The sequence below is a fragment of the uncultured Capnocytophaga sp. genome (assembly GCF_963525585.1).
Taxonomy (GTDB): domain Bacteria; phylum Bacteroidota; class Bacteroidia; order Flavobacteriales; family Flavobacteriaceae; genus Capnocytophaga.
The window spans coordinates 13,715-37,782 of the sequence record NZ_CAURLX010000001.1 but is presented as its reverse complement, the minus strand read 5'-3'; the positions used below and the strand labels follow the sequence as shown (position 1 = coordinate 37,782).

Genomic DNA, 24,068 nt, shown 5'->3' with positions numbered 1-24,068 from the left:
TATGGCATATATACCTAGACTTAAACAGGAATATAAGGAGCGCGTAATTGCAGCTCTTAAGGAAGAATTTGGTTATAAAAATGTAATGCAAGTTCCTAAGCTTGAGAAAATTGTAGTAAGCCGTGGAGTAGGTTCTGCTGTTTCCGATAAGAAACAAATAGAATATGCTGTAGAGGAACTTACCAAGATAACAGGACAAAAAGCAGTTGCAACCACTTCTAAGAAAGACGTAGCTTCTTTTAAGCTTCGCCGTGGAATGTCCATTGGTGCTAAAGTAACTCTCCGTGGTGAACGTATGTATGAGTTCTTGGATAGGCTCATCACAGCAGCTCTTCCTCGAGTAAGAGATTTTCAAGGGATCAAAGCTACTGGTTTTGATGGACGTGGAAATTATAACTTAGGAATTACTGAGCAGATTATCTTCCCAGAAATTGATATTGATAAGATCAATAAAATTGCGGGAATGGATATTACTTTTGTTACATCTGCCAATACAGACAAAGAAGCAAAATCATTATTAACCGAATTAGGATTACCCTTTAAAAAGAATTAATTATGGCAAAAGAATCAATGAAGGCTCGTGAAGTGAAAAGAGCTAAATTGGTAGCAAAATATGCTGAAAAACGCAAAGCTCTTAAGGAAGCTGGTGATTATGAAGCTCTTCAGAAACTACCTAAAAATGCCTCTCCTGTACGCTTGCACAATCGTTGCAAACTAACAGGTCGTCCTAAAGGATATATGCGTACTTTTGGAATCTCTCGTGTACTTTTCCGTGAGATGGCTAATAAAGGGCTTATTCCTGGTGTAAAAAAAGCAAGTTGGTAATTAAAAAAATAGAAAATTTATGTACACAGACCCAATCGCGGACTATCTAACAAGAATTCGCAACGCTAGTAGTGCAGGGCATAGAGTGGTAGAAATTCCAGCTTCAAAACTTAAAAAAGAAATTACTAAAATTCTCTTTGATCAAGGATATATCCTTAGCTATAAGTTTGAAGAAAATGATGTGCAAGGAACTATCAAAATAGCCCTCAAATATGATAAAGAGACCAAAGAGCCCATTATTAGAAAAATAGAACGTGTAAGTACTCCAGGACTTCGTAAGTATGTAGGAGCAGATAATCTTCCACGTGTTCTTAATGGATTAGGGATCACTATCGTTTCTACCTCTCAAGGAGTGATGACTGGTAAGCAAGCCAGAGCATTGAATATCGGAGGAGAAGTAATTTGTAATGTTTACTAAAAAAATAGACTTAAAAAAATGTCAAGAATAGGTAAAGCACCCATCAGTATCCCTCAAGGAGTAACTGTTACTATCAAAGATAATATCATTACTGTAAAAGGGAAACTCGGCGAATTAACCCAAGTGGTTAAAGACGTTGCTGTAAAGCAAGAAGATGGACAACTCATAATAGAAAGACAAGGAGACACTAAGCAAAGTAACGCAATGCACGGGCTTTATCGTGCATTACTACACAATATGGTAGTAGGAGTCTCTGTTGGCTTTACTAAGGAGTTAGAACTTGTAGGAGTAGGATATCGTGCCTCTAATCAAGGACAAAAACTTGATTTGGCACTCGGATTCTCTCACAATATCCTAATGGAACTTCCTCAAGAGATAAAATTAGAAACGATTAATGAAAAAGGGAAAAACCCTATCATTAAGCTTACTTCTCACGACAAACAATTACTCGGACAAGTAGCAGCTAAGATTCGTTCTTTCCGTAAGCCAGAACCTTACAAAGGAAAAGGTGTGAAATTCGTAGGAGAAGAACTCAGAAGAAAAGCAGGTAAATCAGCTTAAAACGTAACATAATGGCATTATCAAAAATACAGAGAAGACAACGTATCAAATACAGAATCAAAAAGACCGTATCAGGAACTCCTGAAAGACCACGTTTGGTTGTTTTTAGAAGTAATAGTGAAATCTATGCTCAGATAATAGATGATACCCAAGGTGTTACTTTAGTAGCTGCCTCTTCTAGAGATAAAGACTTGAAATTAACAGGTACCAAGACTGAGAAAGCAAAAAAAGTAGGAGAAGCTGTTGCTAAGAAAGCTCTTGCGGCAGGTATTGAAACTATTTCTTTTGACCGTGGAGGTTATCTATATCACGGACGTGTAAAATCCTTAGCAGAAGGAGCAAGAGAAGGCGGACTTAAATTCTAAGAAATTATGTATCAGAATTATAAAAATGTAGAATATGTAAAACCAAGTGGTTTAGAACTAAAAGACCGCTTGGTAGGTGTACAACGTGTAACTAAGGTTACCAAAGGAGGACGTGCTTTCGGCTTCTCTGCTATCGTAGTAGTAGGAGATGAGAATGGCGTAGTAGGACAGGGCTTAGGTAAGTCAAAAGAAGTTGCTGATGCTATTGCAAAGGCTGTGGAAGATGCTAAAAAGAATTTGGTGCGTATTCCTTTGAATGGTACGACTCTTCCTCACGAACAAAAAGGGAAATTCGGTGGAGCACGTGTGTATCTTCAGCCAGCAGCAGAAGGTACAGGGGTGATTGCCGGAGGTGCTGTACGTGCCGTTTTGGAATCTGTAGGAGTTCATAACGTACTATCCAAATCACAAGGTTCTTCTAACCCTCACAATGTGGTAAAAGCTACTTTTGATGCTTTATTAAAACTCAGAAGTGCTAAAACAATTGCTGAGCAAAGAGGAATTACTTTGGATAAAATGTTTAAAGGTTAAAAATACACAGCAATGGCAAAGAAAATTATTGTAAAGCAAGTGCGAAGTAGCATAAAGCGTGCCAAAACACAAAAACTCACTTTAATTTCTTTAGGATTAGGTTCTATTGGGAAAGAAGTGACTCACGAGGCTACTCCAAGCATTTTAGGAATGATTAATAAAGTAGAACACTTAGTTTCTGTACAAGAAGCGTAAATAAAAGTAGCAATTTAATTATGAATTTAAGTAATTTGAAACCTGCAGAAGGTTCAGTACACAAAGAAGGGAAGCGCGTAGGTAGAGGACAAGGCTCAGGTAAGGGAGGAACATCCACACGTGGGCATAAGGGAGCAAAGTCTCGTTCTGGTTTTTCTACTAAGATAGGTTTTGAAGGAGGGCAAATGCCTCTTCAAAGACGCGTACCAAAATTTGGTTTCAAAAACTTCAACCGCAAGGAATATACTGGAATCAACCTTGGAAAATTACAAGAGTTAGTGGATAAAGGAGTGGTTACTGATACAGTTAATTTGGATATCCTTGTGGAAAACCGCTTAGCTAAAAAGACTGACCTAGTGAAAATCCTTGGAGGAGGAGAGTTGAAAGCGAAATTGAAAATCTCTGTTCATAAATTCACAGCCAGTGCTAAAGAAGCGGTTGAGAAACTAGGAGGAGAAGCCATAACGCTCTAATAAACAAAATATCTTATGAAGAAATTTATAGAGACCCTAACGAATGTTTGGAAGATAGAAGAATTACGTAACCGTATCATTCTTACCATTGGAATTCTTTTAGTATATCGCTTTGGTGCGCATATTATCCTTCCAGGGATTGATGCGGAGAAGTTAAGTAATTTAACTCAAAAGACTTCGGAAGGTGGGTTATTAGATATCCTTAATGCTTTTACAGGGGGGGCTTTTGCAAAAGCCTCTGTATTTGCATTAGGAATTATGCCTTATATCTCTGCTTCTATCGTAGTACAGCTTATGGGAATTGCGATTCCTTATCTACAGAAATTGCAACAAGAGGGTGAGAGTGGACGTAGAAGAATTAACCAAATTACACGTTGGCTTACCATTGCTATCTGTGTGGTTCAAGCCCCTGCTTATTTGTACTCTATAAGTGCATTAGGAGTTCCTGAAGAAGCTTTTCTTTTAGGAAAAGGGCTTGGATTCATTATTCCTTCAGTAATTATCTTGGTAACAGGTACCGTTTTTGCAATGTGGCTTGGAGAGAAAATTACAGATAAAGGGGTAGGGAATGGGATTTCTCTTCTTATTATGGTAGGGATTATTGCTCGTATGCCTCATGCTTTCATAGCTGAGATTAATCGAGTACATGGACCTATGATTGTTATTGTAGAAATTCTTTTGTGGTTATTAGTTATTTTAGGCTGTATCTTCCTTACTTTAGCGGTAAGACAGATTCCTGTACAATATGCTAGAAGAACCACAGGAGGGCAAGTGGAGAAGAATATCTTCGGAGCGAGACAGTATATTCCATTAAAGCTTAATTCAGCGGGAGTAATGCCTATCATTTTTGCACAAGCAATAATGTTTGTACCTTCTGCATTGGCTGGACTTTCTAAGTCAGAATTTGCTCAAAGCATACAGAATGCTTTCCGCTCTCCTTTTGAGTTTTGGTATAATGTACTCTTTGGATTGCTTATTATCATCTTTACGTATTTTTATACAGCTATTACAGTACCTAGTAACAAGATGGCAGATGATCTCAAGCGTAGTGGTGGTTTTATACCAGGGGTGAAACCAGGACAGGATACAAGTGATTATCTAGACAAGATAATGTCTTTGATTACCCTACCAGGGTCTTTATTCCTAGTGGCTATAGCCGTTTTACCAGCTGTAGTTAATAAATTACCTTTACTAGAGATTGATCAGCAATGGGCGTTATTCTATGGAGGTACTTCTTTACTCATCTTAGTAGGAGTTGCTATTGATACAATGCAACAAGTAAACTCCTATTTGCTTAATCGTCATTACGATGGGCTTATGAAAACAGGTAAAAAAAGACGATAGATGGCAAAGCAAGCAGCAATAGAACAGGATGGAACCATTATAGAATCACTCTCTAATGCAATGTTCCGTGTGGAATTGGATAATGGTCACGTAGTTACAGCTCATATCTCTGGAAAAATGCGTATGCATTATATCAAATTATTACCAGGAGATAGAGTAAAGCTTGAAATGACTCCGTATGACCTTACTAAGGCACGCATTACCTACCGATATTAATAATAAAATTCGTTTTAAAAAAACAGATAACAGATGAAAGTAAGAGCATCTATTAAGAAAAGAAGCCCCGAGTGCAAAATTGTGCGACGTAAAGGGGTATTGTACGTAATTAATAAAAAGAATCCTAGATTCAAACAAAGACAAGGATAAATTATGGCAAGAATAGCAGGTATTGACTTACCAAAACATAAAAGAGGTGCCATCGGGCTTACCTATATTTTTGGTATTGGAAAAAGCAGAGCAAAGGAAATTTTAAAGAAAGCTCAAGTAGATGAAGACATCAAAGTAAGCGAATGGAATGATGATCAGATCAGTCGTATTCGTGAGGTAGTTTCATCGTACAAAATCGAAGGAGAGTTGCGCTCAGAGATCCAATTGAACATCAAGCGCTTAATGGATATTGGTTGTTACCGAGGAATCCGTCATCGCTCTGGATTACCTTTGCGTGGTCAGAAAACTAAGAATAACTCTCGTACAAGAAAAGGAAAACGAAAAACTGTTGCGAACAAGAAGAAAGCAACTAAATAATAAGTAGCGATATGGCAAAAACAAATACAAAAGTTACCAAAAAACGCAAAGTAGTTATAGAATCTTCTGGAGAGGCACATATCTCAGCTACTTTCAATAATATCATCATCTCTTTAACTAACAAAAAAGGAGATGTGATTTCTTGGTCTTCTGCAGGGAAAATGAAGTTTAGAGGTTCTAAAAAAAATACTCCTTATGCAGCTCAAGTAGCAGCCGAAGATGCCGCTAAAACAGCTTTTGATGCAGGACTTAAGAAAGTGCGTGTATTCGTAAAAGGACCTGGGGTAGGGAGAGAATCTGCTATCCGTAGTATCCATAATGCAGGAATAGAAGTTACTGAAATTATTGATGTAACTCCACTACCTCATAATGGATGTCGCCCTCCTAAAAGACGTAAAGTATAACAACTAATCTAACTCAAAGAGAGAGGCTTATTATCGAAGGACAGCCTTAATTCATAATCTCCTCTCTCCATTTAAATTAAACGAAGAAAATGGCAAGATATACAGGCCCAAAAACTAAAATCGCTCGTAAGTTTGGAGAAGCGATTTTTGGAGAAGATAAATCTTTCGCTAAGAAAAATTATCCTCCAGGACAGCACGGAATTGCTCGTAAGAGAGCTAAGCGTTCCGAATATGCGATCCAATTACAAGAAAAACAAAAAGCAAAATATACCTATGGAATTCTAGAACGTCAGTTCCAGAATCTTTATGAGAAGGCTCGTCGTAGTAAGGGAGTAACAGGTGAGGTATTACTTCAGTTATGTGAAGCTCGCTTGGATAATGTAGTTTACAGAATGGGAATTGCACCTTCTCGCCCTGCTGCACGCCAATTGGTTTCTCACCGTCATATTACAGTGAATGGAGAAGTAGTGAATATTCCTTCTTACTCTCTTAAGCCAGGGGATATTGTAGGGGTACGTCATAAGTCACAATCACTACAAGTGATAGAAAATGCCTTGGCAAGTAACAGTTCTGTATATGAATGGATTACTTGGAATCCTGAAAAATTAGAAGGTACTTTTGTAGCACTTCCTCAGCGTATCCAAATTCCTGAGAATATTAAAGAACAATTAATCGTAGAGTTGTACTCTAAATAATAACTAGACAGCAGTCAGAATTATGGCATTATTCAATTTTCAAAAACCAGATAAGGTTATCATGATTGAGTCCTCAGAGTTCGAGGGGAAGTTTGAATTCCGTCCCTTGGAACCTGGTTATGGACTCACTATTGGTAACGCATTGCGAAGAGTAATGCTTTCCTCATTGGAAGGCTATGCGATTACTTCGGTTAAAATAGATACTGTAGAACACGAATTCTCTACCATAGCAGGGGTAGTGGAGGATGTTACTGAGATTATTTTGAACTTGAAGCAAGTGCGATTCAAACTCCAAACAGAAGGAACTGACCACGAGAAAGCATCTATTTCTGTTACAGGGAAAAAACAATTGACTGCGGGAGATTTTCAAAAATTTATAACAGGTTTTCAAGTACTTAATCCTGATTTAGTAATCTGTAATATGGAGCCTGAAGTAGCCATTAAGATGGATATCACCATCGAAAAAGGCTCAGGATATGTTTCCGCTGAGGAAAATACAAAGGCAAACCAGCCTGTGGGGACTATCCCTACAGATGCAATCTTTACACCTATTAAAAATGTAAAGTATAGCATAGAGAACTATCGTGTAGAGCAGAAAACTGACTACGAAAAATTGATTTTTGAAATCAAAACAGACGGATCCATTCATCCTAAGGATGCCTTGATGGAAGCTGCCAAGACCTTGATTCATCACTTTATGCTCTTCTCAGACGAGCGTATTACCATAGAACCTGAAGAGGTAGTACATACCGAAAGCTATGATGAGGAATCATTACATATGCGCCAGCTACTCAAAACCAAACTGATAGATATGGATCTTTCCGTACGCGCACTGAACTGCCTTAAAGCAGCCGAAGTAGATACTTTGGGCGACTTGGTTTCTTTTACTAAAAATGATTTAATGAAATTCCGTAACTTTGGTAAAAAATCGCTCACAGAACTTGATGAGCTTGTTGAAAGCAAAGGACTTACTTTCGGAATGGATTTGTCTAAGTACAAATTAGAAAAAGAATAATAAGGTTATATAACATTTAATTCAACGAAAATGAGACACGGAGATAAAATTAATAATTTAGGAAGAAAAGCTGCTCATAGAAAATCTATGTTGGCAAATATGGCTTGCTCTTTGATAGAACACAAGCGAATCAATACAACCTTGGCAAAAGCAAAAGCTCTGAAAGTATTCGTAGAACCTTTGATTACTAAATCAAAAGAGGATACTACTCACAACCGTCGTGTTGTATTTAGTCGCTTACACAATAAGTATGCTGTTACAGAGCTTTTCAGAAATATATCTGTAAAAGTAGCAAATCGTCCTGGTGGATACACTCGTATCATTAAGCTAGGAAATCGATTGGGAGATAATGCTGAAATGGCACTTATTGAGCTAGTAGATTACAATACAGCAGGATACTCACCAAAAGGAGCTACTGCTTCTAAGAAAAAATCTACTCGTAGAGGACGTGGAGGAAAGAAGGCTGAACAAGCTACTACTGAAGCTCCTAAAACAGAAGAATAGAATCCCTGAGAAAATTCTAAAAATAAATAACCATCTCTTTAAGAGGTGGTTTTTTTATAAAATTATTTAAATCGGAATTTTATCTTCCTTAAAACAAAAAAACCGCCTTATTGGAGCGGTTTTTCGGGTATATAAAGTTGGTATTGAAGATTAATTAATCAACTCCAAAAAGGCTGAAATTAAGATTTGAGCCATTCAAAGCAATAGCATATTCACCAGCTTGATCTATGTTTAGTTCTATTAAGTAAGAAGATCCTTTGTAAGGATATGCATTGAAAGGTAAATAATCAATATCACTGCTTTTTGTCCCTCCATAAGTGTGAGCTTCTGAGATAACAATGGAGCGGTCTTTTTTACCTTGTTCTAGCTTAAATACCTCAATAACTTCATTGGGATTAGAAAAATTATTAATTGATTTAGCAAGTAATAGGATTTTTCCTTTCTTTACACGTAAAGGAGAGCTTTTTCCCTTTACATATTGTCTTGTTTTAGTAGAGCCTACCCCTACAATGAATACTCCTGCATTGGAATTTGTACGAATAGCTACTTTCTGGTTTTCTAGCGTACCCAGAGTATTTCCATTTTCATCAATTAGGAGAACAGTTCCTGCATAATTAGGTTCAGGAATGTTGAAAGTATAGGGAGATGTTGTATTAGAGGAATAGTTTCCTTGACCTTTCCTGCCAATAGAGGCATTGTAGGCTTCTAATAGGGCGTTGGCCTGTGCGTTTGGATCGCTAGCTTGTGTGTTGGAAGCCTCAAACTTCTGTACTCTACCTGATTTGAATTTAATCTGTGCAATTTGATAAGTAGGAAGCTTGTTAATGACAGTTTCCTTGTCATAAGTAAATACTACTTCACTTTCGCTAACTTCTTTTACATTTGCCTTGATTTTCTCTCCATTTCTTAGAGAAATCATATCTTGACTGTATGCTGATACAGAGACTATAGAAGCTAAAGTGAAAAACATTGTTTTAATGGATTTCTTCATAAAAAAAATAATTAAATACAGATAGGCAAAAATACAGAAATTTTTGTTATATACCAAAACATATATAAGGTTTATAATAGTTTTTTTAATGTTCTATATCATAGTTATTAATATTATTCATTTTCCAACCTTGGAGGAGGTAAGTTTGTCAGAGCAAGAGCTTAAAAATACTTCTAATACAAGGAATGTTATAATTCTTCTCCCTCTTTAATAAGTTAATTCTAAAAAATCTACTCTAAGGGATAATTTTCGTAAGAAAGGGAAATAAATCCCAAAAAAATCCGTATCTTTGTCATCAAAAAAAGAATATGTACAAAAGATATCAAGAAACGGCAGATTATATCCAACAATTTATAAGTGAAGGAGCTCCTGAGTTTGCTATTATCCTTGGCTCAGGCTTATCTTCTCTACAGGAAGAAGTAACACCGATTGTAGAAATACCATATACAGGGATTCCTAACTTTCCACATTCCACAGTAGAAGGGCACGGGAACAAACTTATTTATGGTACTCTGTCAGGGAAATATGTGCTACTAATGAGTGGTCGTTTTCACTACTATGAGGGCTATGCAATGGATGAAGTAACTTTTCCCATTCGTATATTCCATTTATTAGGGATCAAAAAACTGATAGTCTCTAATGCTTCAGGAGGGGTGAATCCTGCTTTCTCTATTGGGGATATTATGCTGATTAAGGATCATATCAATATGTTCCCAGAGCACCCTTTACGAGGAAAGAACTTAGAAAAGTTTGGCACCCGCTTCCCTGATATGAGTGAGGCGTATAATCGCTCAATGATTTCATTAGCAGAGGAAATTGCTAAGGAGCAGGGAATAAATCTTCAAAAAGGGGTATATGTAGGCTTACAAGGACCTACTTTTGAGACTCCTGCAGAATATGGAATGGTAAGAGCTATAGGAGGTGATGCTGTGGGGATGAGTACCGTTCCTGAAGTAATCGTAGCAAGACATCAAGGAATGAAAGTATTTGCACTCTCTATCATCTCTGACTTAGGAGGAGCCAATATTGCTCCAACGGTCTCTCATACTGAAGTGCTTAATGCTGTAAATGCAACAATGCCAAAGGTGCTTAAGCTCGTAAGAGAGTTTGTTCGTAGAGAAAATTCTTAGTAAAATACTTGTTTTTATCGAAAGAGGCTTTCCATAGGAAAGCCTCTTTTATTTAAGATAAAGTTAAAATATTTGGTTTATAAAATAAACTTATTTATATTTGCATTGTATTTAAAAACTTTATAATATTATCATTATGGAACTACAACCTGCTGATAGCTTGAGAATTATTCAAGATATCATTCATCAAAGAAAACAAAAGTATGAGGAAAATGGTTTCTTTCTTATCTTTTGGAGTGTGCTAATTTCCCTTTCAGGGATAATACAGTTTGTGATGCTCGCCTTGGATTACTATCCTCGACATTCGTGGATAGGCTGGGCTGTACTGATGCCTTTGGGCTTTCTTTTTAATTTTGGGCAAAAAATAAGGGAAGGAATAAGGAATAAGGTGGAGAAGAAGAGTCCGGATCCGTTGGATTGGCTTTGGTTAGTAGCAGGATTGGGTGCTTTTCTTGGTTTTTTTCTGCCTTATAGCAATTGGAAGAACTATGAGATAATGATTCTGGCTATTTATCTGCCTTTTTCTTTTGTAGCATTAGCTATAGCACTTCATCTTAGGGTTTTCCTCTGGATAATAACCTCATTATTTGGATTGGGACTGACTTATAGTGTGCTATTTTTCCACTATGGAATAGCTCTTCCTCTGGTTTCCTCGCTATTAGCGTGCTTATTATTTCTTATTCCAGGGATTCAGTTCTATTTTAACTATAAAAAGCAGAAAAAATGTTCAGTGAGCTAGATCCTATATTGCATTCTCAGCTGAGATTAGCTATAGTTTCCTTGCTTATAACAGAGGAAAAAGCCGATTTTACTCGGATAAAGCAAGCTACCAAGGCTAGCTCAGGAAATATTTCGGTACAAATACAGAAATTGGAGACTGCAGGTTATATCTCAGTTACCAAGTCTTTCAAGGATAATTACCCTAATACCGAAATTACACTCACTCATAAGGGGTTGCTTGCCTTTGAAAGTTATGTAGAAGCGCTAAAAAGTTATCTAAATCTCTGATAATTAATATTTTTTATTGAGAGGAGCTTCCGATAGAGGGAGGCTCCTTTTGTTTTGTTTTCTATGAAATATAAAAAATAATTATTAGTTAGAATAGATACAATTATTTGCAGTTAAAATAATTTGCAAAAATTAGCTGATATTTCAAGAATTTTTCGTAACTTTGTTCTTAGGTGAAGAAGCTTTTATAAGAGGTAATTTTTTAGAATATAATAAAAAAATTATGAATCATCGACTTAAAGGATTAGCTCTGGTGATAGGTATTCTATTAGGAATATCTACAGTAAATTGTGGTAAAGAAACCATAGTAGAACGTGTAGAGGTGCAGAAAGGTACCTCAATCCATTCAGGAAATGGAGTGCCTAATGAATCCTTAGGGAATATAGGGGATTACTATTTGGATATAGAAACTTACAATCTATATGGAGGGAAAACTGTTCAAGGCTGGGGGATGCCCATTAACCTAAAAGGAATTCCAGGGAAGGCAGGTTCTAATGGAGTAACTCCCCATATAGGTTCTAATGGGAATTGGTTTGTAGGAGAAACTGATACTCAGGTGAAAGCACAAGGAACCCCGGGTATGCAAGGAGCCCCAGGAATATCTCCTCATATAGGAACTAATGGTAATTGGTTTGTAGGGGATACAGATACCCGTGTAAAAGCACAAGGAGAAACTGGGGCTACAGGAGCCGATGGAATAGCGCCTCATATAGGAGCCAATGGTAATTGGTATGTAGGAGAAATAGATACTCACGTGAAAGCACAAGGTCCTAGAGGAGCGAAAGGGAATCCGGGTACATCAGGTAGTAATGGGATTACTCCTCATATAGGTTCTAATGGCAACTGGTTTATAGGAGAGATGGATACCCGCGTGAAGGCTCAAGGATTGCAGGGAGCCCCAGGAGCTTCAGGAGGAACTGCAGGAGCTCCTCGTATAGGTTCTAATGGTAATTGGTTTGTAGGAAATGAGGACTTGGGAGTAAAAGCACAAGGAACCCCAGGTAAAGATGGGCTTACCCCTTATATAGGAGCCAATGGTAATTGGTTTGTAGGAAATGAGGATTTGGGAGTAAAAGCACAAGGAACCCCAGGTAAAGATGGACTTATCCCTCATATAGGAACTAATGGGAATTGGTATGTGGGATATCAGGATCTAGGGATTAAGGCACAAGGAGCACAGGGAACACCTGGTAGAGAGGGAATAGCTCCCCATATAGGAGCCAATGGTAATTGGTATGTGGGAGATAAAGATTTAGGTGTCAAGGCACAAGGTGCTACAGGAATGTCTGGAAAAGATGGCTCTAGGATATATGCAGGGAAAGGAGCTCCTGATGAAAATAAAGGAAGTATAGAGGATTGGTATATTGATACTGAAAATAAGCGGCTGTATGGTCCTAAGACAGCACAAGGCTGGGGAAACTCTTATCTTTCCTTAGGACAAACAAATGAGGCCATTTCTCCATCTCTTCCTATTAAGAAGACAGACTATGATTTGACTAATAATGGGAAGACATTACTTAGATGGAATAATACTCGAATGACTCATATAGATATGAATTCTAATGAGGAACTTAGAGAAGTAACTCATATTGAAAAAGACGCTTTTGCAGGGAATAGAAGAGTTACTTCTATTATATTAGGAGACAAAGTAGTAGCTATAGGCGAACGAGCCTTTTCAAATTGTGAGTATCTGGTTTCTGTAACGCTTCCTCAGAGTTTGTTATATATTAGGAACTCGGCATTTGAAAACTGTAAATCCATCATTCAGTTGAATCTGCCTAATCAATTGAAATCAATTGGATTAGAGGCATTTGATGGATGTGAAGACTTACAGACTCTTACTATCCCCTCAAGTATTGAGCAAAGTAGTTTTTCTATAACAGCAGCGGGAATTACTTCTATAAAATTACCGAAACAAATAACGACTGTTCGATTAGATGGTTGTAAGCTCCTTAAGGAGGTAGAACTTTCGGATGCTATAACAAGTCTAAGCTTATCAAGATGTTCTGCACTGGAGCATATAGTTATCCCTAAAGGAGTTAAGAAAATAGAAAGAAGTTCTTTCACTAAATGTTTTGCACTTAAAACAGTGGTTCTCCATAAGGATATAACCCAAATAGAGGACAATGCCTTCTTTGATTGTAGATCATTGACAACGGTAACTGTAGAAAGAGAGAGTCCTCCTTTTTTAGGAGATGGAGCGTTTAATAAAACCTCTTTAAAGAATATATTTGTTCCTCTATCATCGGAAGTACTCTATAAGAATAGGTGGAGTGATTATAGACAGTATATAAAAGGAAAATAATAACAGGGGTCTCCCCAAGGAGACCCCTGTTCTTCTCTCGATTGTTTTATTTTAATAAGGCGTATTCAAATACAGGATAACCACGAACTCCTTGTTCGTTCATAAGGCTTACGAATTTGAGTTTGAAAAGATTTCCTTCAGCATCCTTAATTACATAGAATACATTATCATATAATACTTTATTAAAAGTATTTCTCCAAGAAGCTCCAATCACTAATTGTTGGTTTAGAGAGGGGTCATTGAAATTGATTTCATTTGCTTTAGCTTTGTCATAAGCTGCATAGTCTTGGTCACGTTTTTCAGCACTATCACTTTTGATAATCTGAGCTCTTACATTTCCTAAGATATTAGTAGTAACCACATCAGCAAAATAGTAGGTAACAGAGTTTTCTAAAGTAGCAGGGCGTCTGGTAGCTGTATAGTTAATAAGAGGAGAGAAAGCAATATCCCATTTTGCTTTTTCAGGTTGTACATTCACAACTTTTCCTTGGTTAAGGCTTACAAAAACGAAATTATAAGCAGGATTTTTTCTTACAGTGATAGACTGATGAGTGGTAGCATTTAGGTCGGCGTAATCAATTACATAATCATTACCGTTACGAGTGACACGGATTTTTTTCCAACCTCTGGAATCACCTTCTAAGGCAGTAGCCCCTGCTTGAGGAGAGGCATCAGTAGGAACAGAAGCACCCATATTTACCAAATATACTTTATTTTCGGATTCTGTAGCTGAGATTTCAGCAATGGCAGTACCTCTTCCTTTAGTATTGGAATTGATTTCTCCCCAAGGTCCATCTACATAACCAGAAGTTGCAGGAGTACTAAAACCTACTGCTACATTGGGGTCTTCGGTTTGTACTTCGTCGATATTAGTAGTTTCTAGTTGCTTAGCAGCCATTTTTACAGTGCTGTTAAGGATTACTCGGAATTCATCACCACAATAGAATCCAAAATCCCAAGAGTCTCTCTTGGCTGTACTTTCACTTTTGGCAGAAAGGTCTATGAATACCTGATTAGGTTGGGTAGCTCCTCCTACAGAAGGCTTGAAAATACCTCCTTCAGAGACGGGAGTAGTGGGAGTAACAGGATCAACAGGATTAGGACTATTATTGTCATCCTTTGAACAAGAAGATAGCCCAAGGGCTACAAGTGAGAGAAATAATATCTGTTTTCTCATAATGGAAAAATTTAATAATTAATATTTAAGTTATAAGTAAGTTTCAAGAAATAAGATCTTCCATATCCCAGGAGTATACTAGAGGAGCTTTCGTGTCCTACAGTTAATAAGGTTCTTGAGACAGTTGTTACATCTAATAGGTTTCTAACACCCAAAGTAAGTTCTAATCGTTTATGGAGGAGATTTTTCTTTATAGAAGCATCTAGCCAGCCATAAGGGTCTCTTTCAGAAACAACATAGCCATTGGCTGTACTAGCCCATAATTGAGACTTTCCTACATATTTATAATAACCTGAAATAGAAGTATCCCAAGAAGGAATGTTATAAGAAAGCCCCACATTTCCTACAATATTCAGCAGATAACGGCTGTCAGTCTGGTACTGATTGTTATTAATAAGTTGAGATATCCAAGTGAGAGAAGCTCCAATATTCAAGTCAAAATTATGAATTATAAGCTTATTAGGAGAAGATAAATTAATGTATTTATACTCACTAATATTGATATTCTGATACTTAGGAGTAGCACCGTCATAGCCAATAAGAGCGCTTGTGATACGATCCTTTATAGTATTATAACTGATTCCTATTTGGTTCTTGAGAGTAGCTCCATTCTCAAAGGATGTAAGCTTTTTAAGGCTCGTATCCACAGAGAGACTACTTTCAGGGAGTAATGCCTCGTTGCCAAGGAAATGATGCCCCTCGAAGATAATATTAGAATAGAGTTCATAGAAATCAGGGGTACGATAGGAACGCCCCACAGAAGCTCTCCATTCATAATTGTCTTTGAACAAATATCTTGTTCCCAAGGAGTAGGAATATTGGTTGTCAAATAAAGTCTGGAATGAATATCTTCCTCCTATGCTAGTAGAAAATTTATCTGTGAAATGATATTCTGAGACAAGAAAAGCATCATAGTTATCAATGTTCTTTTGAACTTCTCTTGTTCTGTTTTGTTCAGCATCTACTAAAGCAAATCCTTTATTGGAGGTAGCCTCATAGCCTAAAGAAAGAGCTAACTTCTTGTCATAGAATAGTTTGTTGAGGTTTCCTTTGGAATAGAATACTTGCATAGATTCTATGAGTTGTTTTCGGTTGTCCGCTTCTGTTTTCTGACTAATAATATATCTAAAGTCTTCATTCTCGCGAGTTTGTTTCTGGAAAGAGAAAGAAAAATCATAATTCATCCATCCAATTCCATTCAGGTTCAAGTTATGGAACTGTCGCTTATAGAAATAACGCTTGTCATTTCCGTATTTGTAAGCTCCCCAGCGATCATTATAGGCAGATTTTATATTTCGGTCATAGTAATCAATATCCTGAGTCATCCATTCGAACTTGTAGAAAGTGTTGAATTTCTGAGAATGATAATTCACCAATGCATTGGTCTGCCAATAGGTACGTGGTAGATACATATAACCTCTTCCTTGGCTATTATAGAGAACATTTTTTCCATTATAATCGCCTAAAAACCCCATAAATCGATTGCGAGTAGTTCCTAATGAAGCTAGCCAATTTTGATTAATATTATGAGTAGCTTTGAAGTTCTGAATGTGTCGCCCTCTATCCTTTATATTGTATTCTTTCCCTACTGTTTCCTCCTGTAGGGAATAGGATATGTCCCATTGGTTAGGTGTTTTTCTTTTGGTAATAATATTTAGAATGCCACTTACAGCATTTGCTCCGTGTGTAACTCCCATCGCTCCTTCTACGATTTCAATACGTTCGATATCTTCCAGATTGATTTGAGACAAATCCGTATTATTTCCAAAACCTCCTTCATTAACTAAAGGGACGTTATCTACCAATATTTTGAAATAATCTGAGTCCAAACCAAAAAGAGACACTGTAGATCGTCCAGATTCTCCGCTAGGTACTACTGTAATATTCACATATTGGTTCAGTACATCACCAAGATTTGAAGCTCCTAAGCTTTTAATCTGTTCCTCTGTGATTACTTGCACATTTTTGATAGATTTTCTGATAGATTGTGGTTCTATCTGTGCAGAAACCACAATATCATCTAGTTTAATAATTTTTTTAGGGTCAAGAGTATCTCTCTGGGAGAAGGCATTTTGTATACCAAATAATCCTACAGAGAAAATCAAAAGAAATCGCATTTCAAGGTTAAATTTTATTAGGGTGCAAAGGTAATAATTGTTTTTATTTATTCCAAATAATATTTATAATAAATAAAATCATATTTTAAAAACTGGAAAATAATTAAATTATTTTTTTTTATTCTAAATAAAATCGTAACTTTGCCCCATTAATAATACTAAATTCTACAAAGATGAAAATGAATTTTTTTCTTCCTGCGCTCCTAGCAGGAATGGTAACGCTTAGCTCTTGCAGCAAAGATGATAATAAGTCTAGCGAACAGAATCAAGGAGGAGCCTCTACTAATGGAGGGGAAAAGAAAATAGAAAACTTAGATGCTTCTAAGAAACAATGGGTGTATTTCTCCTTTGAAAAAGGGACTACTGTAACCCCTACCACTCCTGAGACAGACCTTACTTGGGATGTTGCTTTTAATTCTTATGCGGTAAAGCTTAATGGAGGAACATCTGGAAAAGGTCAAGCAGAAGCAATAAGTGCTGATAGCAAGGACTTTGCAGCTGTAACCAAAGCACCTACAGGTACATTTGTAAAGGATAAAGAAGGAATTGAGCTAACTCTCTCTTATAAACCTTATCAGACTATTACAACCTCTGCTTCTCCCTTGCTTACAGGTGGTTTTGGAGTAACTACAGGAACAATTAATATTGCTCCAACTAATATGCCTACCTGGCCAAGTGTATATGCTCCTACTAAGAATGTATATGTCCTAAAGACAGCAACAGGTAAGCTTGTGAAGTTCCAAGTTACGGATTTCTATAGTGATAAAAAAGTAGCTGGCTTCATTACATTCATTTATAAAGTGAGTACAGATGGAAATTTCTAACCCATAAAATATAAAATGTCTGTGAATTGCTATGCTTATTAAGAGTGTAGCAATTCCTTTTTCTAAAAAATCTAATACAAAATGGGGAGAATATTTATCTATCTATGTTGTCTTTTTCTGTCTTTGGATGCCTGGGCACAATATTCTTTTTCAGGGAGGATTATTGATTGTTCCTCTCAACAGCCTTTGGTAGGTGCCACAGTGGAGTTTGTCTCTCTTAAAAGAACTATACAGACCAATGAGCAAGGACATTTTCTTTTTGATAATCTTCCTAAGGGAACATATCCTATTTATATCTCTCAAGAGGGCTACAAAGGTAAATTTTTTAGGATAACGCTCAAAAAAAGTGAAAAAAATTATACTTTTGCCATTTGTAAGGATAAGGAAATAGAAGTTGAAGAAATCACTGTGACTGCTACAAGAACAGAGAAAAATCTTAAAAATGTACCTATTACAGTACAGGTAATTACCTCGGAGGATATACGAAAATCTCAGGCTACAAACTTCCAAACTTTCTTGGAGAACGAATTTTCTGGAATTAATTTTACCTATCGAGGGAATAGCAGTCCTGATATTAATATGATGGGATTTGGCGGAAAATATGTCCTTTTCCTAGTGGATGGAGAACGTATGGGAGGCGAAAGTTTTGATAATATTGACTATGATCGGATTAATTTGGATAATGTAGAACGGATAGAGATTATTAAAGGAGCCTCATCCTCTCTTTATGGTTCTAATGCTTTGGGAGGGGTTATTAATATCATAACTAAAAATTCTCAGAAGCCTATAGAGATGAATGCTGGTTACCTCTATGACACCAATAAGGATCATAAGATAGACTTTACCATAGGCTCCAAGCAAAAATGGGGGAATATTCGTCTTACATCTTTCTATAAGCTCCGGACACCTTATTGGCTTACAGATACTGAAGGGCTAAAAGTGACTTATCCAGATGGAAGAGTAGTGGAAGGAGAAAAAGGGAAAATTAACATTGCAGGATTTACTATCTATAGTGTTTCACCCAAAATAGGATTTGATTTCTCTCCTAAGCTAAAGCTCTCTTTTACGCCTACTTATTATTTCAGTGAGCGGAATCCTGGAACTGAAATATCTAATAAGATAAGAGATCGCTATTATGACTATAGCTTAGCTATGAATGCCAAATACCTAATTAATGAAAATAAGGAATTGAGCTTCTCTGGTTCTTTCGACCGTTATGAAAAATATGATTATTTTGTGAGATTAAAGGAGAAAGAAAAAAATTATGAAAGTACTATCTGGAAGGTAGGTTCTCAGTATAACCAAGCTCTTTATGGGAAGCATTCTTTTGTGGCAGGTATAGAAGCTAACTCAGACGGTTTGATGAGTTTTCGCTTTAATAATGAGGGAACTTCAGCTAAGCAAAATGCTTATACTTATAGTCTTTTTACTCAACAGGATTGGGCACTTTCTCCAGCTTTTACTTTGGTTACAGGCTTGAGAATGGATTATCATTCTCTCTTTAAGGAGTATTTTACTTATCGTCTTTCAGGGATGTTCAAGATCGAAGAATTTACCTTTAGAGGAGGCTATTCTACAGGATTCCGTTCTCCTACTCTGAAAGAACTTTATACGAATTGGTTCCACGCACCAGGAGGAGGATTCCAGATAATGGGTAATAAGAAGCTTCAGCCAGAGACGAGTAACAATTTTAATTTTTCTGTAGAGCTTAATACTAAAAAATGGAATGTAACAGCAATGACTCAGTATTCAGTGGTTACAGATAAGATTGCTTATGTCTGGACGCAGTCCAATGATACCCTGCACTATACCAATTTCTCAGGGAAAACAGGGGTTATAGGATCTGAGGTTTCGGCTACATATCGCCCTATACACGCATTGCGTTTTAAGGCTTCTTATGCTTATTATAATATAGAAAAAAGGAAATCAGAGGAAAGGCCTCATACTTTTACTCTTAAAGCTGAATATATACCTGTAAATAATAGGAAATATATTCCGAATGTACTTATCAGTGGTAAATATGTAAGTGCGAATCATCTTTATGGAACAGATAATGGTTCGGAGACATATAGCTACTACGAACCCTATAGCATATGGCGATTACAACTATCTTCTAAGCTCCCTTACAAGATGACCATAAGTGCAGGAATTAATAACTTATTGGGTTATCAGTCTAAGACGAATACTTTCTATTCGAGTATCTCCCCAGGGCGTACTTATTATGCTGGGCTTAAGTGGAATTTATAGACGGGTTTGATAAAAAATTAAGAATGAAATATATTTATAACATCACCTACCATATAGAGGAAGCTGTTTTCCCTCAATGGCAAGAATGGATAAGAGGACATATGTCTCGATCATTACAGGAAAGTCACTTTTCAGGATTAAAACTTCTACAGATTCATATACAAGAGATAGGAAGTAAGGCTTTCAGCCTGCAGTATGAAGCTACCAATAAGGAAGCAATTTCCTATTTCCAGTCTGTTCTTGAAGAGCATTATAGGAAAGAACTTTTTCTACAGTTCGGAGAAAAAGTGCTTACTTTTGCTACACTTTTGGAGGTAACAGAAGAACTAAAGCAGGATTAAATGTTAAAATTTATATTTGTGAATAAAAAATATTCTTTTCGTTTGTGAAATAAAAAAAAAGTAGTACCTTTGCACCTTGAAAAAATCAGAAATAACAGTAGTAATGAAAAAAGAAATACATCCCTCTAATTATCGTTTGGTTGTTTTCAAAGATATGTCTAATGAGGATATCTTTATCACCAAATCAACCATAGAAGCTAAAGATACCATAGAAATAGAAGGAGTAGAATATCCTTTAGTAAAGTTGGAAATCTCTCGTACTTCTCATCCTTATTATACAGGAAAAGCGAAGCTTATCGACACCGCTGGGCGTATAGATAAGTTCAAGAGCAAGTATGCTAAATATCAAAAATAGAAAAGGTTTTTCATAATAAATAAGTTTTAAAATTATTTTGCGAGCCCTCTCTCTTCTCTTTTTGAAGAGAAGGGTTTGTTTTTTAAAAAAAATATTTAACAATGTTAAATAGAGAAAAAAACGTATCTTTGCACTGGATTTAAATCAGTAAATTTATGGATTTAAAATTAATTGTAACGTACATAATTTCAGGTGTTTATTGCTTGTCATTATTGCTTATTTTCTTTTATAGCTTGACTATATTGAATTTAGCTGTTAATTATCTGCGAAATAAGAATCAGAATAGTGAAGCTCCTAAGTTCAACTTATTTGACCCTAATGAAATTCCTTATGTGACAGTACAGCTCCCTATTTATAATGAAAAATATGTGGTGCCTCGCCTGTTAGAAAATATTGCTAAGTTAGAATATCCAAAGAATAAATTAGAAATCCAAGTATTAGATGATTCTACAGATGATTCGGTAGCAGAAACAGCTAGGATTATTGCTGAGTTACAAGCAACAGGCTTGGATATTGTTCATATTCGTCGTGAAAATAGAGAAGGCTTCAAGGCAGGAGCTCTAAAATATGGAACAGCGATTGCTAAAGGAGATTTTATTGCTATCTTCGATGCAGATTTCCTTCCTAAGCCTGATTGGCTTAAGAAAACAGTTATTTATTTTAAAGACGAACAAATAGGAGTAGTTCAGACCCGATGGGGACATATCAATCGTAACTATTCTCTTTTGACGAAGATTCAAGCTCTAGCCTTAGATACTCACTTTACCTTAGAACAAGTGGGGCGTAACAGCAAAGGGCACTTTATTAACTTCAACGGAACTGCTGGAATCTGGAGGAAGAAGACAATTCTAGATGCAGGGAATTGGGAAGGAGATACTCTTACAGAGGACTTGGATTTGAGCTATCGAGCCCAGCTTAAGAATTGGAAATTCAAATACTTGGTAGATGTAGAGACTCCAGCAGAATTACCAGTAGTAGTTTCCGCAGCACGCTCACAGCAATTCCGATGGAATAAGGGTGGGGCAGAGGTATTTAAAAAATCAGTTCGTAATGTTCTCGCAGCCAAGAATATTAGCTGGAAGACAAAGTTCCACGGTGTGATGCATTTACTGAATAGTTCTATGTTTCTTTATGTATTCTTGGTAGCAATACTTAGTGTTCCTATGATGTATGTTAAGGATTATTATACTAGTTTTGCTTGGCTGTTCAAGCTTACAAGTTTTTTTATTGCTAGTACTATAATTCTCTTTTGTTGTTACTGGATTACATATAAAAATATCCAAGGAAAAACTTTTGATGATTTTGTGGATTATGTGAAGCTATTCTTTAGCTTTTTCTCCGTTGCTCTAGGATTCTCTTTACATAATGTATTGGCAGTGCTTCAGGGATATTCAGGAAAGAAAACGGAGTTTGTCCGTACACCTAAGTTTAATATTAGTTCTTTGAAGGATTCTTGGAAAGGAAATAAATATATCAATAAGAAGCTTTCTCCAAATGTGATTATGGAATTTCTGTTGATGTGTTATTTCTTATTTGGACTCTATAGTGGTATTAAGCTGAATGATTTTGGACTTTTTCCTTTTCACTTAATGCTTACCTTTGGTTTTGGCTTTGTATTTTATAAGTCACTAATTCCGAAAGCATAGTTGTAAATTTGTGAGATAAATGTTTAGTTGTTGATAAGGCTTTATTTGAGGATAAAGCCTTATTTTTATTTTTAATATTTATTTTTATAGTGAAAAATTTGTATCTTTGTGCATTCTTTATAAATTACATTTTTAATGAAAATATTAGTTTGTATTAATCAGGTACCTGACACTACCTCCCAGATAAATTTCACAACTGACCATAAGTCGTTTGACCCGACAGGCGTACAATTTGTAATAAATCCTAGTGATGAAGCTGCTCTTATTAGGGCAATACAGCTCAAAGAACAAGAAGGGGCTCATATTACTCTAGTACACGTAGGACTTTCTGATAGTGAGCCTGTTCTAAGGAAAGCCTTTGCTTTGGGAGCAGATGAGATGATTCGGATAGATACTTTTCCTACAGATGGTTATTTTGTAGCACAACAGCTGGCTGTAGTAGCTAAGGACTACCCAATTATCTTCTGTGGGCGTGAATCATTGGATTATAATGGAGGAATGGTAGGGGGGATGCTAGCAACCTTACTGGATTATAACTTTGTAGATGATGTAACAGCTTTTTCTATAGAGGGAGAAAAAGTAAAGGTAACTCGTACAATTGATGGCGGTAAGGAACTATTAGAATCTTCATTTCCCATAGTGGTAGGTATCCAGAAAGAGCTCATTCCAGAGAATGAAATACGTATTCCAAGTATGAAAGGAATAATGGGAGCTCGTAAAGCACCTTTGCAACTACTTTCTCCTATAGAGGCTCAATCTCAGCCTGCTATAGCATCGCTGGAAAAACCTCAGGAAAAAGCTCCTATCAAGATGATTTCACCTGATAATCTGGATGAATTAATTGATGAACTTCATAATAAGAGAAAACTTTTTTAAAAATTTAAAGGATAAATAATGATCTTAGTATATACCGAATATGATAAAGGACAATTCACAAGAAAATCCCTAGAAGCGATTGCTTACGCTAGGTCAATTTCTGAACAGGTTATTGCCCTTACAATAAATATATCAGACCCTATTCTCTTACAAGAGTATGGGGCAAATAAAATTATAAAAATAACAGATACAAGGCTTTCCTCCTTCGATGCCAAGACTTATGCTGAGGTTATACAGCAGGTAGCCGAGAGCCTACAGGTAAATACTATAATATTGCCTAGCACAGCGGATACTCGCTATCTGGCTCCTATAGTGGCTGTTAAGTGGGGGGGAGCTTACCTATCCAATGTGTCTTCCTTACCTAAAGAAGGGAAAGTCCAGAAAGTAATTTTTTCTTCAAAAGCAATTGCTTGGATTCCGCTTGCCCCCAAGCAGGTAATTACGCTTGCTGGAAATGTGTTGGAGGCAAAACAGGCTCCTACAGAAGCTTCAATTGAGGATTTTTCGGTAGAAATTCCTCATAAAGAGAAGTCTATCTACTCTATAGAAAGACAGAAAGTATCCCAAAAAATTTCAATAGAGGAAGCTTCTATTGTTGTATCGGGAGGAAGAGGAATGCAGACTCCTGAAAGCTGGCACTTAGTAGAGGATTTAGCCGATGCTCTTGGAGCGGCTACCGCTTGTACAAAGCCTGTTTCTGATATGGGATGGCGTCCTCATAGCGAACATATTGGACAGACAGGGAAGCCTTTGGCTTGTGATTTGTATATAGCTCTGGGGGTTTCTGGTGCTATTCAGCATATAGCAGGAGTAAGTGCTTCCAAGGTGAAAGTGGTTATTAATTCTGATCCAGAAGCTCCTTTCTTTAAGGCAGCTGACTATGGTATTGTGGGAGATCTTTTTGAAATTGTTCCTAAGCTGACCGAGAAAATTAAGAACTTACAAAAATAGTTGTATCTTTGCCCTTTAATTCGATT

General features: G+C 36.6%; 30 protein-coding genes. 27 read left to right on the top strand and 3 right to left on the bottom strand.

Annotated features, from left to right (window positions below; translation table 11 throughout):
• Position 1 precedes the first annotated feature (1 nt).
• The 16 genes from rplE (at position 2) to rplQ (ending at position 8,074) form a co-directional block, all read left to right on the top strand.
• Positions 2-553 (top strand): 50S ribosomal protein L5, encoded by a 552-nt coding sequence (rplE, locus tag RYK20_RS00260; protein WP_297978403.1) that lies wholly within the window; start codon positions 2-4, stop codon positions 551-553.
• Between the two features lie 2 nt (positions 554-555).
• The gene (gene rpsN, locus RYK20_RS00255) at positions 556-825 is read left to right on the top strand and encodes a 30S ribosomal protein S14 (protein ID WP_002666758.1); all 270 of its coding nucleotides are present in this window, start codon (positions 556-558) and stop codon (positions 823-825) included.
• Positions 826-844: 19 nt separating this feature from the next.
• Positions 845-1,243 carry a 30S ribosomal protein S8 gene (gene rpsH / locus RYK20_RS00250; RefSeq protein WP_297979751.1) on the top strand — a complete coding sequence of 133 codons (399 nt, stop codon included), beginning with the start codon at positions 845-847 and terminating at the stop codon, positions 1,241-1,243.
• 18 nt (positions 1,244-1,261) lie between these two features.
• On the top strand, positions 1,262-1,804 hold the full coding sequence (gene rplF, locus RYK20_RS00245) for a 50S ribosomal protein L6 (protein WP_297979753.1): 543 nt from the start codon (positions 1,262-1,264) through the stop codon (positions 1,802-1,804).
• 11 nt (positions 1,805-1,815) lie between these two features.
• A complete protein-coding gene (gene rplR / locus RYK20_RS00240; RefSeq protein WP_297979756.1) occupies positions 1,816-2,169 on the top strand; it encodes a 50S ribosomal protein L18 in 354 nt (117 codons plus the stop codon).
• Between the two features lie 6 nt (positions 2,170-2,175).
• Complete coding sequence (rpsE, locus tag RYK20_RS00235; RefSeq protein WP_297979758.1) at positions 2,176-2,700, top strand: 30S ribosomal protein S5; 525 nt, start codon at positions 2,176-2,178, stop codon at positions 2,698-2,700.
• 12 nt (positions 2,701-2,712) lie between these two features.
• Positions 2,713-2,895: a 50S ribosomal protein L30 gene (gene rpmD, locus RYK20_RS00230; RefSeq protein WP_297979761.1), complete on the top strand. Its 183-nt coding sequence runs from the start codon at positions 2,713-2,715 to the stop codon at positions 2,893-2,895.
• Between the two features lie 20 nt (positions 2,896-2,915).
• A complete protein-coding gene (gene rplO, locus RYK20_RS00225) occupies positions 2,916-3,368 on the top strand; it encodes a 50S ribosomal protein L15 (protein WP_297979763.1) in 453 nt (150 codons plus the stop codon).
• Positions 3,369-3,383: 15 nt separating this feature from the next.
• Positions 3,384-4,712 (top strand): preprotein translocase subunit SecY, encoded by a 1,329-nt coding sequence (secY, locus tag RYK20_RS00220; RefSeq protein WP_314893991.1) that lies wholly within the window; start codon positions 3,384-3,386, stop codon positions 4,710-4,712.
• Complete coding sequence (gene infA, locus RYK20_RS00215; protein ID WP_002666434.1) at positions 4,713-4,928, top strand: translation initiation factor IF-1; 216 nt, start codon at positions 4,713-4,715, stop codon at positions 4,926-4,928.
• A gap of 33 nt (positions 4,929-4,961) precedes the next feature.
• Positions 4,962-5,078 (top strand): type B 50S ribosomal protein L36, encoded by a 117-nt coding sequence (gene ykgO / locus RYK20_RS00210; protein ID WP_002666762.1) that lies wholly within the window; start codon positions 4,962-4,964, stop codon positions 5,076-5,078.
• A 3-nt stretch (positions 5,079-5,081) separates the two neighbouring features.
• The gene (gene rpsM, locus RYK20_RS00205; RefSeq protein WP_297979768.1) at positions 5,082-5,456 is read left to right on the top strand and encodes a 30S ribosomal protein S13; all 375 of its coding nucleotides are present in this window, start codon (positions 5,082-5,084) and stop codon (positions 5,454-5,456) included.
• A gap of 11 nt (positions 5,457-5,467) precedes the next feature.
• Positions 5,468-5,860: a 30S ribosomal protein S11 gene (rpsK, locus tag RYK20_RS00200; protein WP_002666650.1), complete on the top strand. Its 393-nt coding sequence runs from the start codon at positions 5,468-5,470 to the stop codon at positions 5,858-5,860.
• Positions 5,861-5,949: 89 nt separating this feature from the next.
• A complete protein-coding gene (gene rpsD, locus RYK20_RS00195; RefSeq protein ID WP_297979772.1) occupies positions 5,950-6,555 on the top strand; it encodes a 30S ribosomal protein S4 in 606 nt (201 codons plus the stop codon).
• 22 nt (positions 6,556-6,577) lie between these two features.
• On the top strand, positions 6,578-7,570 hold the full coding sequence (locus RYK20_RS00190) for a DNA-directed RNA polymerase subunit alpha (protein ID WP_297979774.1): 993 nt from the start codon (positions 6,578-6,580) through the stop codon (positions 7,568-7,570).
• Between the two features lie 30 nt (positions 7,571-7,600).
• Positions 7,601-8,074, top strand: a complete 474-nt coding sequence (gene rplQ / locus RYK20_RS00185) for a 50S ribosomal protein L17 (RefSeq protein ID WP_311455969.1) — start codon at positions 7,601-7,603, stop codon at positions 8,072-8,074.
• A 154-nt stretch (positions 8,075-8,228) separates the two neighbouring features.
• Here the strand turns inward: rplQ and RYK20_RS00180 are convergent, their stop codons facing one another.
• Entirely contained in the window at positions 8,229-9,065 is an 837-nt protein-coding gene (locus RYK20_RS00180) for a hypothetical protein (protein ID WP_314893990.1), read from the bottom strand.
• Between the two features lie 308 nt (positions 9,066-9,373).
• Here RYK20_RS00180 and RYK20_RS00175 point away from each other — a divergent pair, with 308 nt between their 5' ends.
• From RYK20_RS00175 to RYK20_RS00160, 4 genes are all read left to right on the top strand, one after another.
• Positions 9,374-10,195 (top strand): purine-nucleoside phosphorylase, encoded by an 822-nt coding sequence (locus RYK20_RS00175; protein ID WP_314603349.1) that lies wholly within the window; start codon positions 9,374-9,376, stop codon positions 10,193-10,195.
• Between the two features lie 136 nt (positions 10,196-10,331).
• Positions 10,332-10,934, top strand: coding sequence for a hypothetical protein (locus RYK20_RS00170; protein WP_314893989.1), 603 nt, complete (start codon positions 10,332-10,334; stop codon positions 10,932-10,934).
• On the top strand, positions 10,919-11,203 hold the full coding sequence (locus RYK20_RS00165; protein ID WP_297979785.1) for a transcriptional regulator: 285 nt from the start codon (positions 10,919-10,921) through the stop codon (positions 11,201-11,203). The genes RYK20_RS00170 and RYK20_RS00165 overlap by 16 nt, the downstream gene beginning before the upstream one ends.
• A 223-nt stretch (positions 11,204-11,426) precedes the next feature.
• Entirely contained in the window at positions 11,427-13,508 is a 2,082-nt protein-coding gene (locus tag RYK20_RS00160; RefSeq protein ID WP_314893988.1) for a leucine-rich repeat domain-containing protein, read from the top strand.
• A gap of 46 nt (positions 13,509-13,554) precedes the next feature.
• Here RYK20_RS00160 and RYK20_RS00155 read toward each other — a convergent pair whose 3' ends face one another.
• Together RYK20_RS00155 and RYK20_RS00150 are read right to left on the bottom strand one after the other, a co-directional pair.
• Complete coding sequence (locus RYK20_RS00155; RefSeq protein ID WP_311455957.1) at positions 13,555-14,685, bottom strand: HmuY family protein; 1,131 nt, start codon at positions 14,683-14,685, stop codon at positions 13,555-13,557.
• An 11-nt stretch (positions 14,686-14,696) separates the two neighbouring features.
• Positions 14,697-16,802 (bottom strand): TonB-dependent receptor, encoded by a 2,106-nt coding sequence (locus tag RYK20_RS00150; RefSeq protein ID WP_314893987.1) that lies wholly within the window; start codon positions 16,800-16,802, stop codon positions 14,697-14,699.
• Positions 16,803-16,975: 173 nt separating this feature from the next.
• On the opposite strand from RYK20_RS00150, the gene RYK20_RS00145 reads away from it, so the two are divergent.
• From RYK20_RS00145 to RYK20_RS00115, 7 genes are all read left to right on the top strand, one after another.
• Positions 16,976-17,626: an HmuY family protein gene (locus tag RYK20_RS00145; protein WP_314893986.1), complete on the top strand. Its 651-nt coding sequence runs from the start codon at positions 16,976-16,978 to the stop codon at positions 17,624-17,626.
• Between the two features lie 81 nt (positions 17,627-17,707).
• The gene (locus RYK20_RS00140; RefSeq protein ID WP_314893985.1) at positions 17,708-19,873 is read left to right on the top strand and encodes a TonB-dependent receptor; all 2,166 of its coding nucleotides are present in this window, start codon (positions 17,708-17,710) and stop codon (positions 19,871-19,873) included.
• 23 nt (positions 19,874-19,896) lie between these two features.
• On the top strand, positions 19,897-20,214 hold the full coding sequence (locus tag RYK20_RS00135; RefSeq protein ID WP_314893984.1) for a DUF4286 family protein: 318 nt from the start codon (positions 19,897-19,899) through the stop codon (positions 20,212-20,214).
• A 103-nt stretch (positions 20,215-20,317) separates the two neighbouring features.
• Positions 20,318-20,569: a type B 50S ribosomal protein L31 gene (locus RYK20_RS00130; RefSeq protein WP_297980054.1), complete on the top strand. Its 252-nt coding sequence runs from the start codon at positions 20,318-20,320 to the stop codon at positions 20,567-20,569.
• 155 nt (positions 20,570-20,724) lie between these two features.
• Positions 20,725-22,215: a cellulose synthase family protein gene (locus RYK20_RS00125; protein ID WP_297980056.1), complete on the top strand. Its 1,491-nt coding sequence runs from the start codon at positions 20,725-20,727 to the stop codon at positions 22,213-22,215.
• Between the two features lie 135 nt (positions 22,216-22,350).
• Complete coding sequence (locus tag RYK20_RS00120; RefSeq protein ID WP_311455951.1) at positions 22,351-23,091, top strand: electron transfer flavoprotein subunit beta/FixA family protein; 741 nt, start codon at positions 22,351-22,353, stop codon at positions 23,089-23,091.
• Positions 23,092-23,109: 18 nt separating this feature from the next.
• The gene (locus tag RYK20_RS00115; RefSeq protein ID WP_297980061.1) at positions 23,110-24,042 is read left to right on the top strand and encodes an electron transfer flavoprotein subunit alpha/FixB family protein; all 933 of its coding nucleotides are present in this window, start codon (positions 23,110-23,112) and stop codon (positions 24,040-24,042) included.
• Positions 24,043-24,068 lie beyond the last annotated feature (26 nt).

Bases quoted from the DNA above. Each gene is read 5' to 3' on its own strand.
- rplE (WP_297978403.1), top strand. From the start codon at position 2: ATGGCATATATACCTAGACTTAAACAGGAATATAAGGAGCGCGTAATT.
- rpsN (WP_002666758.1), top strand. From the start codon at position 556: ATGGCAAAAGAATCAATGAAGGCTCGTGAAGTGAAAAGAGCTAAATTG.
- rpsH (WP_297979751.1), top strand. From the start codon at position 845: ATGTACACAGACCCAATCGCGGACTATCTAACAAGAATTCGCAACGCT.
- rplF (WP_297979753.1), top strand. From the start codon at position 1,262: ATGTCAAGAATAGGTAAAGCACCCATCAGTATCCCTCAAGGAGTAACT.
- rplR (WP_297979756.1), top strand. From the start codon at position 1,816: ATGGCATTATCAAAAATACAGAGAAGACAACGTATCAAATACAGAATC.
- rpsE (WP_297979758.1), top strand. From the start codon at position 2,176: ATGTATCAGAATTATAAAAATGTAGAATATGTAAAACCAAGTGGTTTA.
- rpmD (WP_297979761.1), top strand. From the start codon at position 2,713: ATGGCAAAGAAAATTATTGTAAAGCAAGTGCGAAGTAGCATAAAGCGT.
- rplO (WP_297979763.1), top strand. From the start codon at position 2,916: ATGAATTTAAGTAATTTGAAACCTGCAGAAGGTTCAGTACACAAAGAA.
- secY (WP_314893991.1), top strand. From the start codon at position 3,384: ATGAAGAAATTTATAGAGACCCTAACGAATGTTTGGAAGATAGAAGAA.
- infA (WP_002666434.1), top strand. From the start codon at position 4,713: ATGGCAAAGCAAGCAGCAATAGAACAGGATGGAACCATTATAGAATCA.
- ykgO (WP_002666762.1), top strand. From the start codon at position 4,962: ATGAAAGTAAGAGCATCTATTAAGAAAAGAAGCCCCGAGTGCAAAATT.
- rpsM (WP_297979768.1), top strand. From the start codon at position 5,082: ATGGCAAGAATAGCAGGTATTGACTTACCAAAACATAAAAGAGGTGCC.
- rpsK (WP_002666650.1), top strand. From the start codon at position 5,468: ATGGCAAAAACAAATACAAAAGTTACCAAAAAACGCAAAGTAGTTATA.
- rpsD (WP_297979772.1), top strand. From the start codon at position 5,950: ATGGCAAGATATACAGGCCCAAAAACTAAAATCGCTCGTAAGTTTGGA.
- RYK20_RS00190 (WP_297979774.1), top strand. From the start codon at position 6,578: ATGGCATTATTCAATTTTCAAAAACCAGATAAGGTTATCATGATTGAG.
- rplQ (WP_311455969.1), top strand. From the start codon at position 7,601: ATGAGACACGGAGATAAAATTAATAATTTAGGAAGAAAAGCTGCTCAT.
- RYK20_RS00180 (WP_314893990.1), bottom strand. From the start codon at position 9,065: ATGAAGAAATCCATTAAAACAATGTTTTTCACTTTAGCTTCTATAGTC.
- RYK20_RS00175 (WP_314603349.1), top strand. From the start codon at position 9,374: ATGTACAAAAGATATCAAGAAACGGCAGATTATATCCAACAATTTATA.
- RYK20_RS00170 (WP_314893989.1), top strand. From the start codon at position 10,332: ATGGAACTACAACCTGCTGATAGCTTGAGAATTATTCAAGATATCATT.
- RYK20_RS00165 (WP_297979785.1), top strand. From the start codon at position 10,919: ATGTTCAGTGAGCTAGATCCTATATTGCATTCTCAGCTGAGATTAGCT.
- RYK20_RS00160 (WP_314893988.1), top strand. From the start codon at position 11,427: ATGAATCATCGACTTAAAGGATTAGCTCTGGTGATAGGTATTCTATTA.
- RYK20_RS00155 (WP_311455957.1), bottom strand. From the start codon at position 14,685: ATGAGAAAACAGATATTATTTCTCTCACTTGTAGCCCTTGGGCTATCT.
- RYK20_RS00150 (WP_314893987.1), bottom strand. From the start codon at position 16,802: ATGCGATTTCTTTTGATTTTCTCTGTAGGATTATTTGGTATACAAAAT.
- RYK20_RS00145 (WP_314893986.1), top strand. From the start codon at position 16,976: ATGAAAATGAATTTTTTTCTTCCTGCGCTCCTAGCAGGAATGGTAACG.
- RYK20_RS00140 (WP_314893985.1), top strand. From the start codon at position 17,708: ATGGGGAGAATATTTATCTATCTATGTTGTCTTTTTCTGTCTTTGGAT.
- RYK20_RS00135 (WP_314893984.1), top strand. From the start codon at position 19,897: ATGAAATATATTTATAACATCACCTACCATATAGAGGAAGCTGTTTTC.
- RYK20_RS00130 (WP_297980054.1), top strand. From the start codon at position 20,318: ATGAAAAAAGAAATACATCCCTCTAATTATCGTTTGGTTGTTTTCAAA.
- RYK20_RS00125 (WP_297980056.1), top strand. From the start codon at position 20,725: ATGGATTTAAAATTAATTGTAACGTACATAATTTCAGGTGTTTATTGC.
- RYK20_RS00120 (WP_311455951.1), top strand. From the start codon at position 22,351: ATGAAAATATTAGTTTGTATTAATCAGGTACCTGACACTACCTCCCAG.
- RYK20_RS00115 (WP_297980061.1), top strand. From the start codon at position 23,110: ATGATCTTAGTATATACCGAATATGATAAAGGACAATTCACAAGAAAA.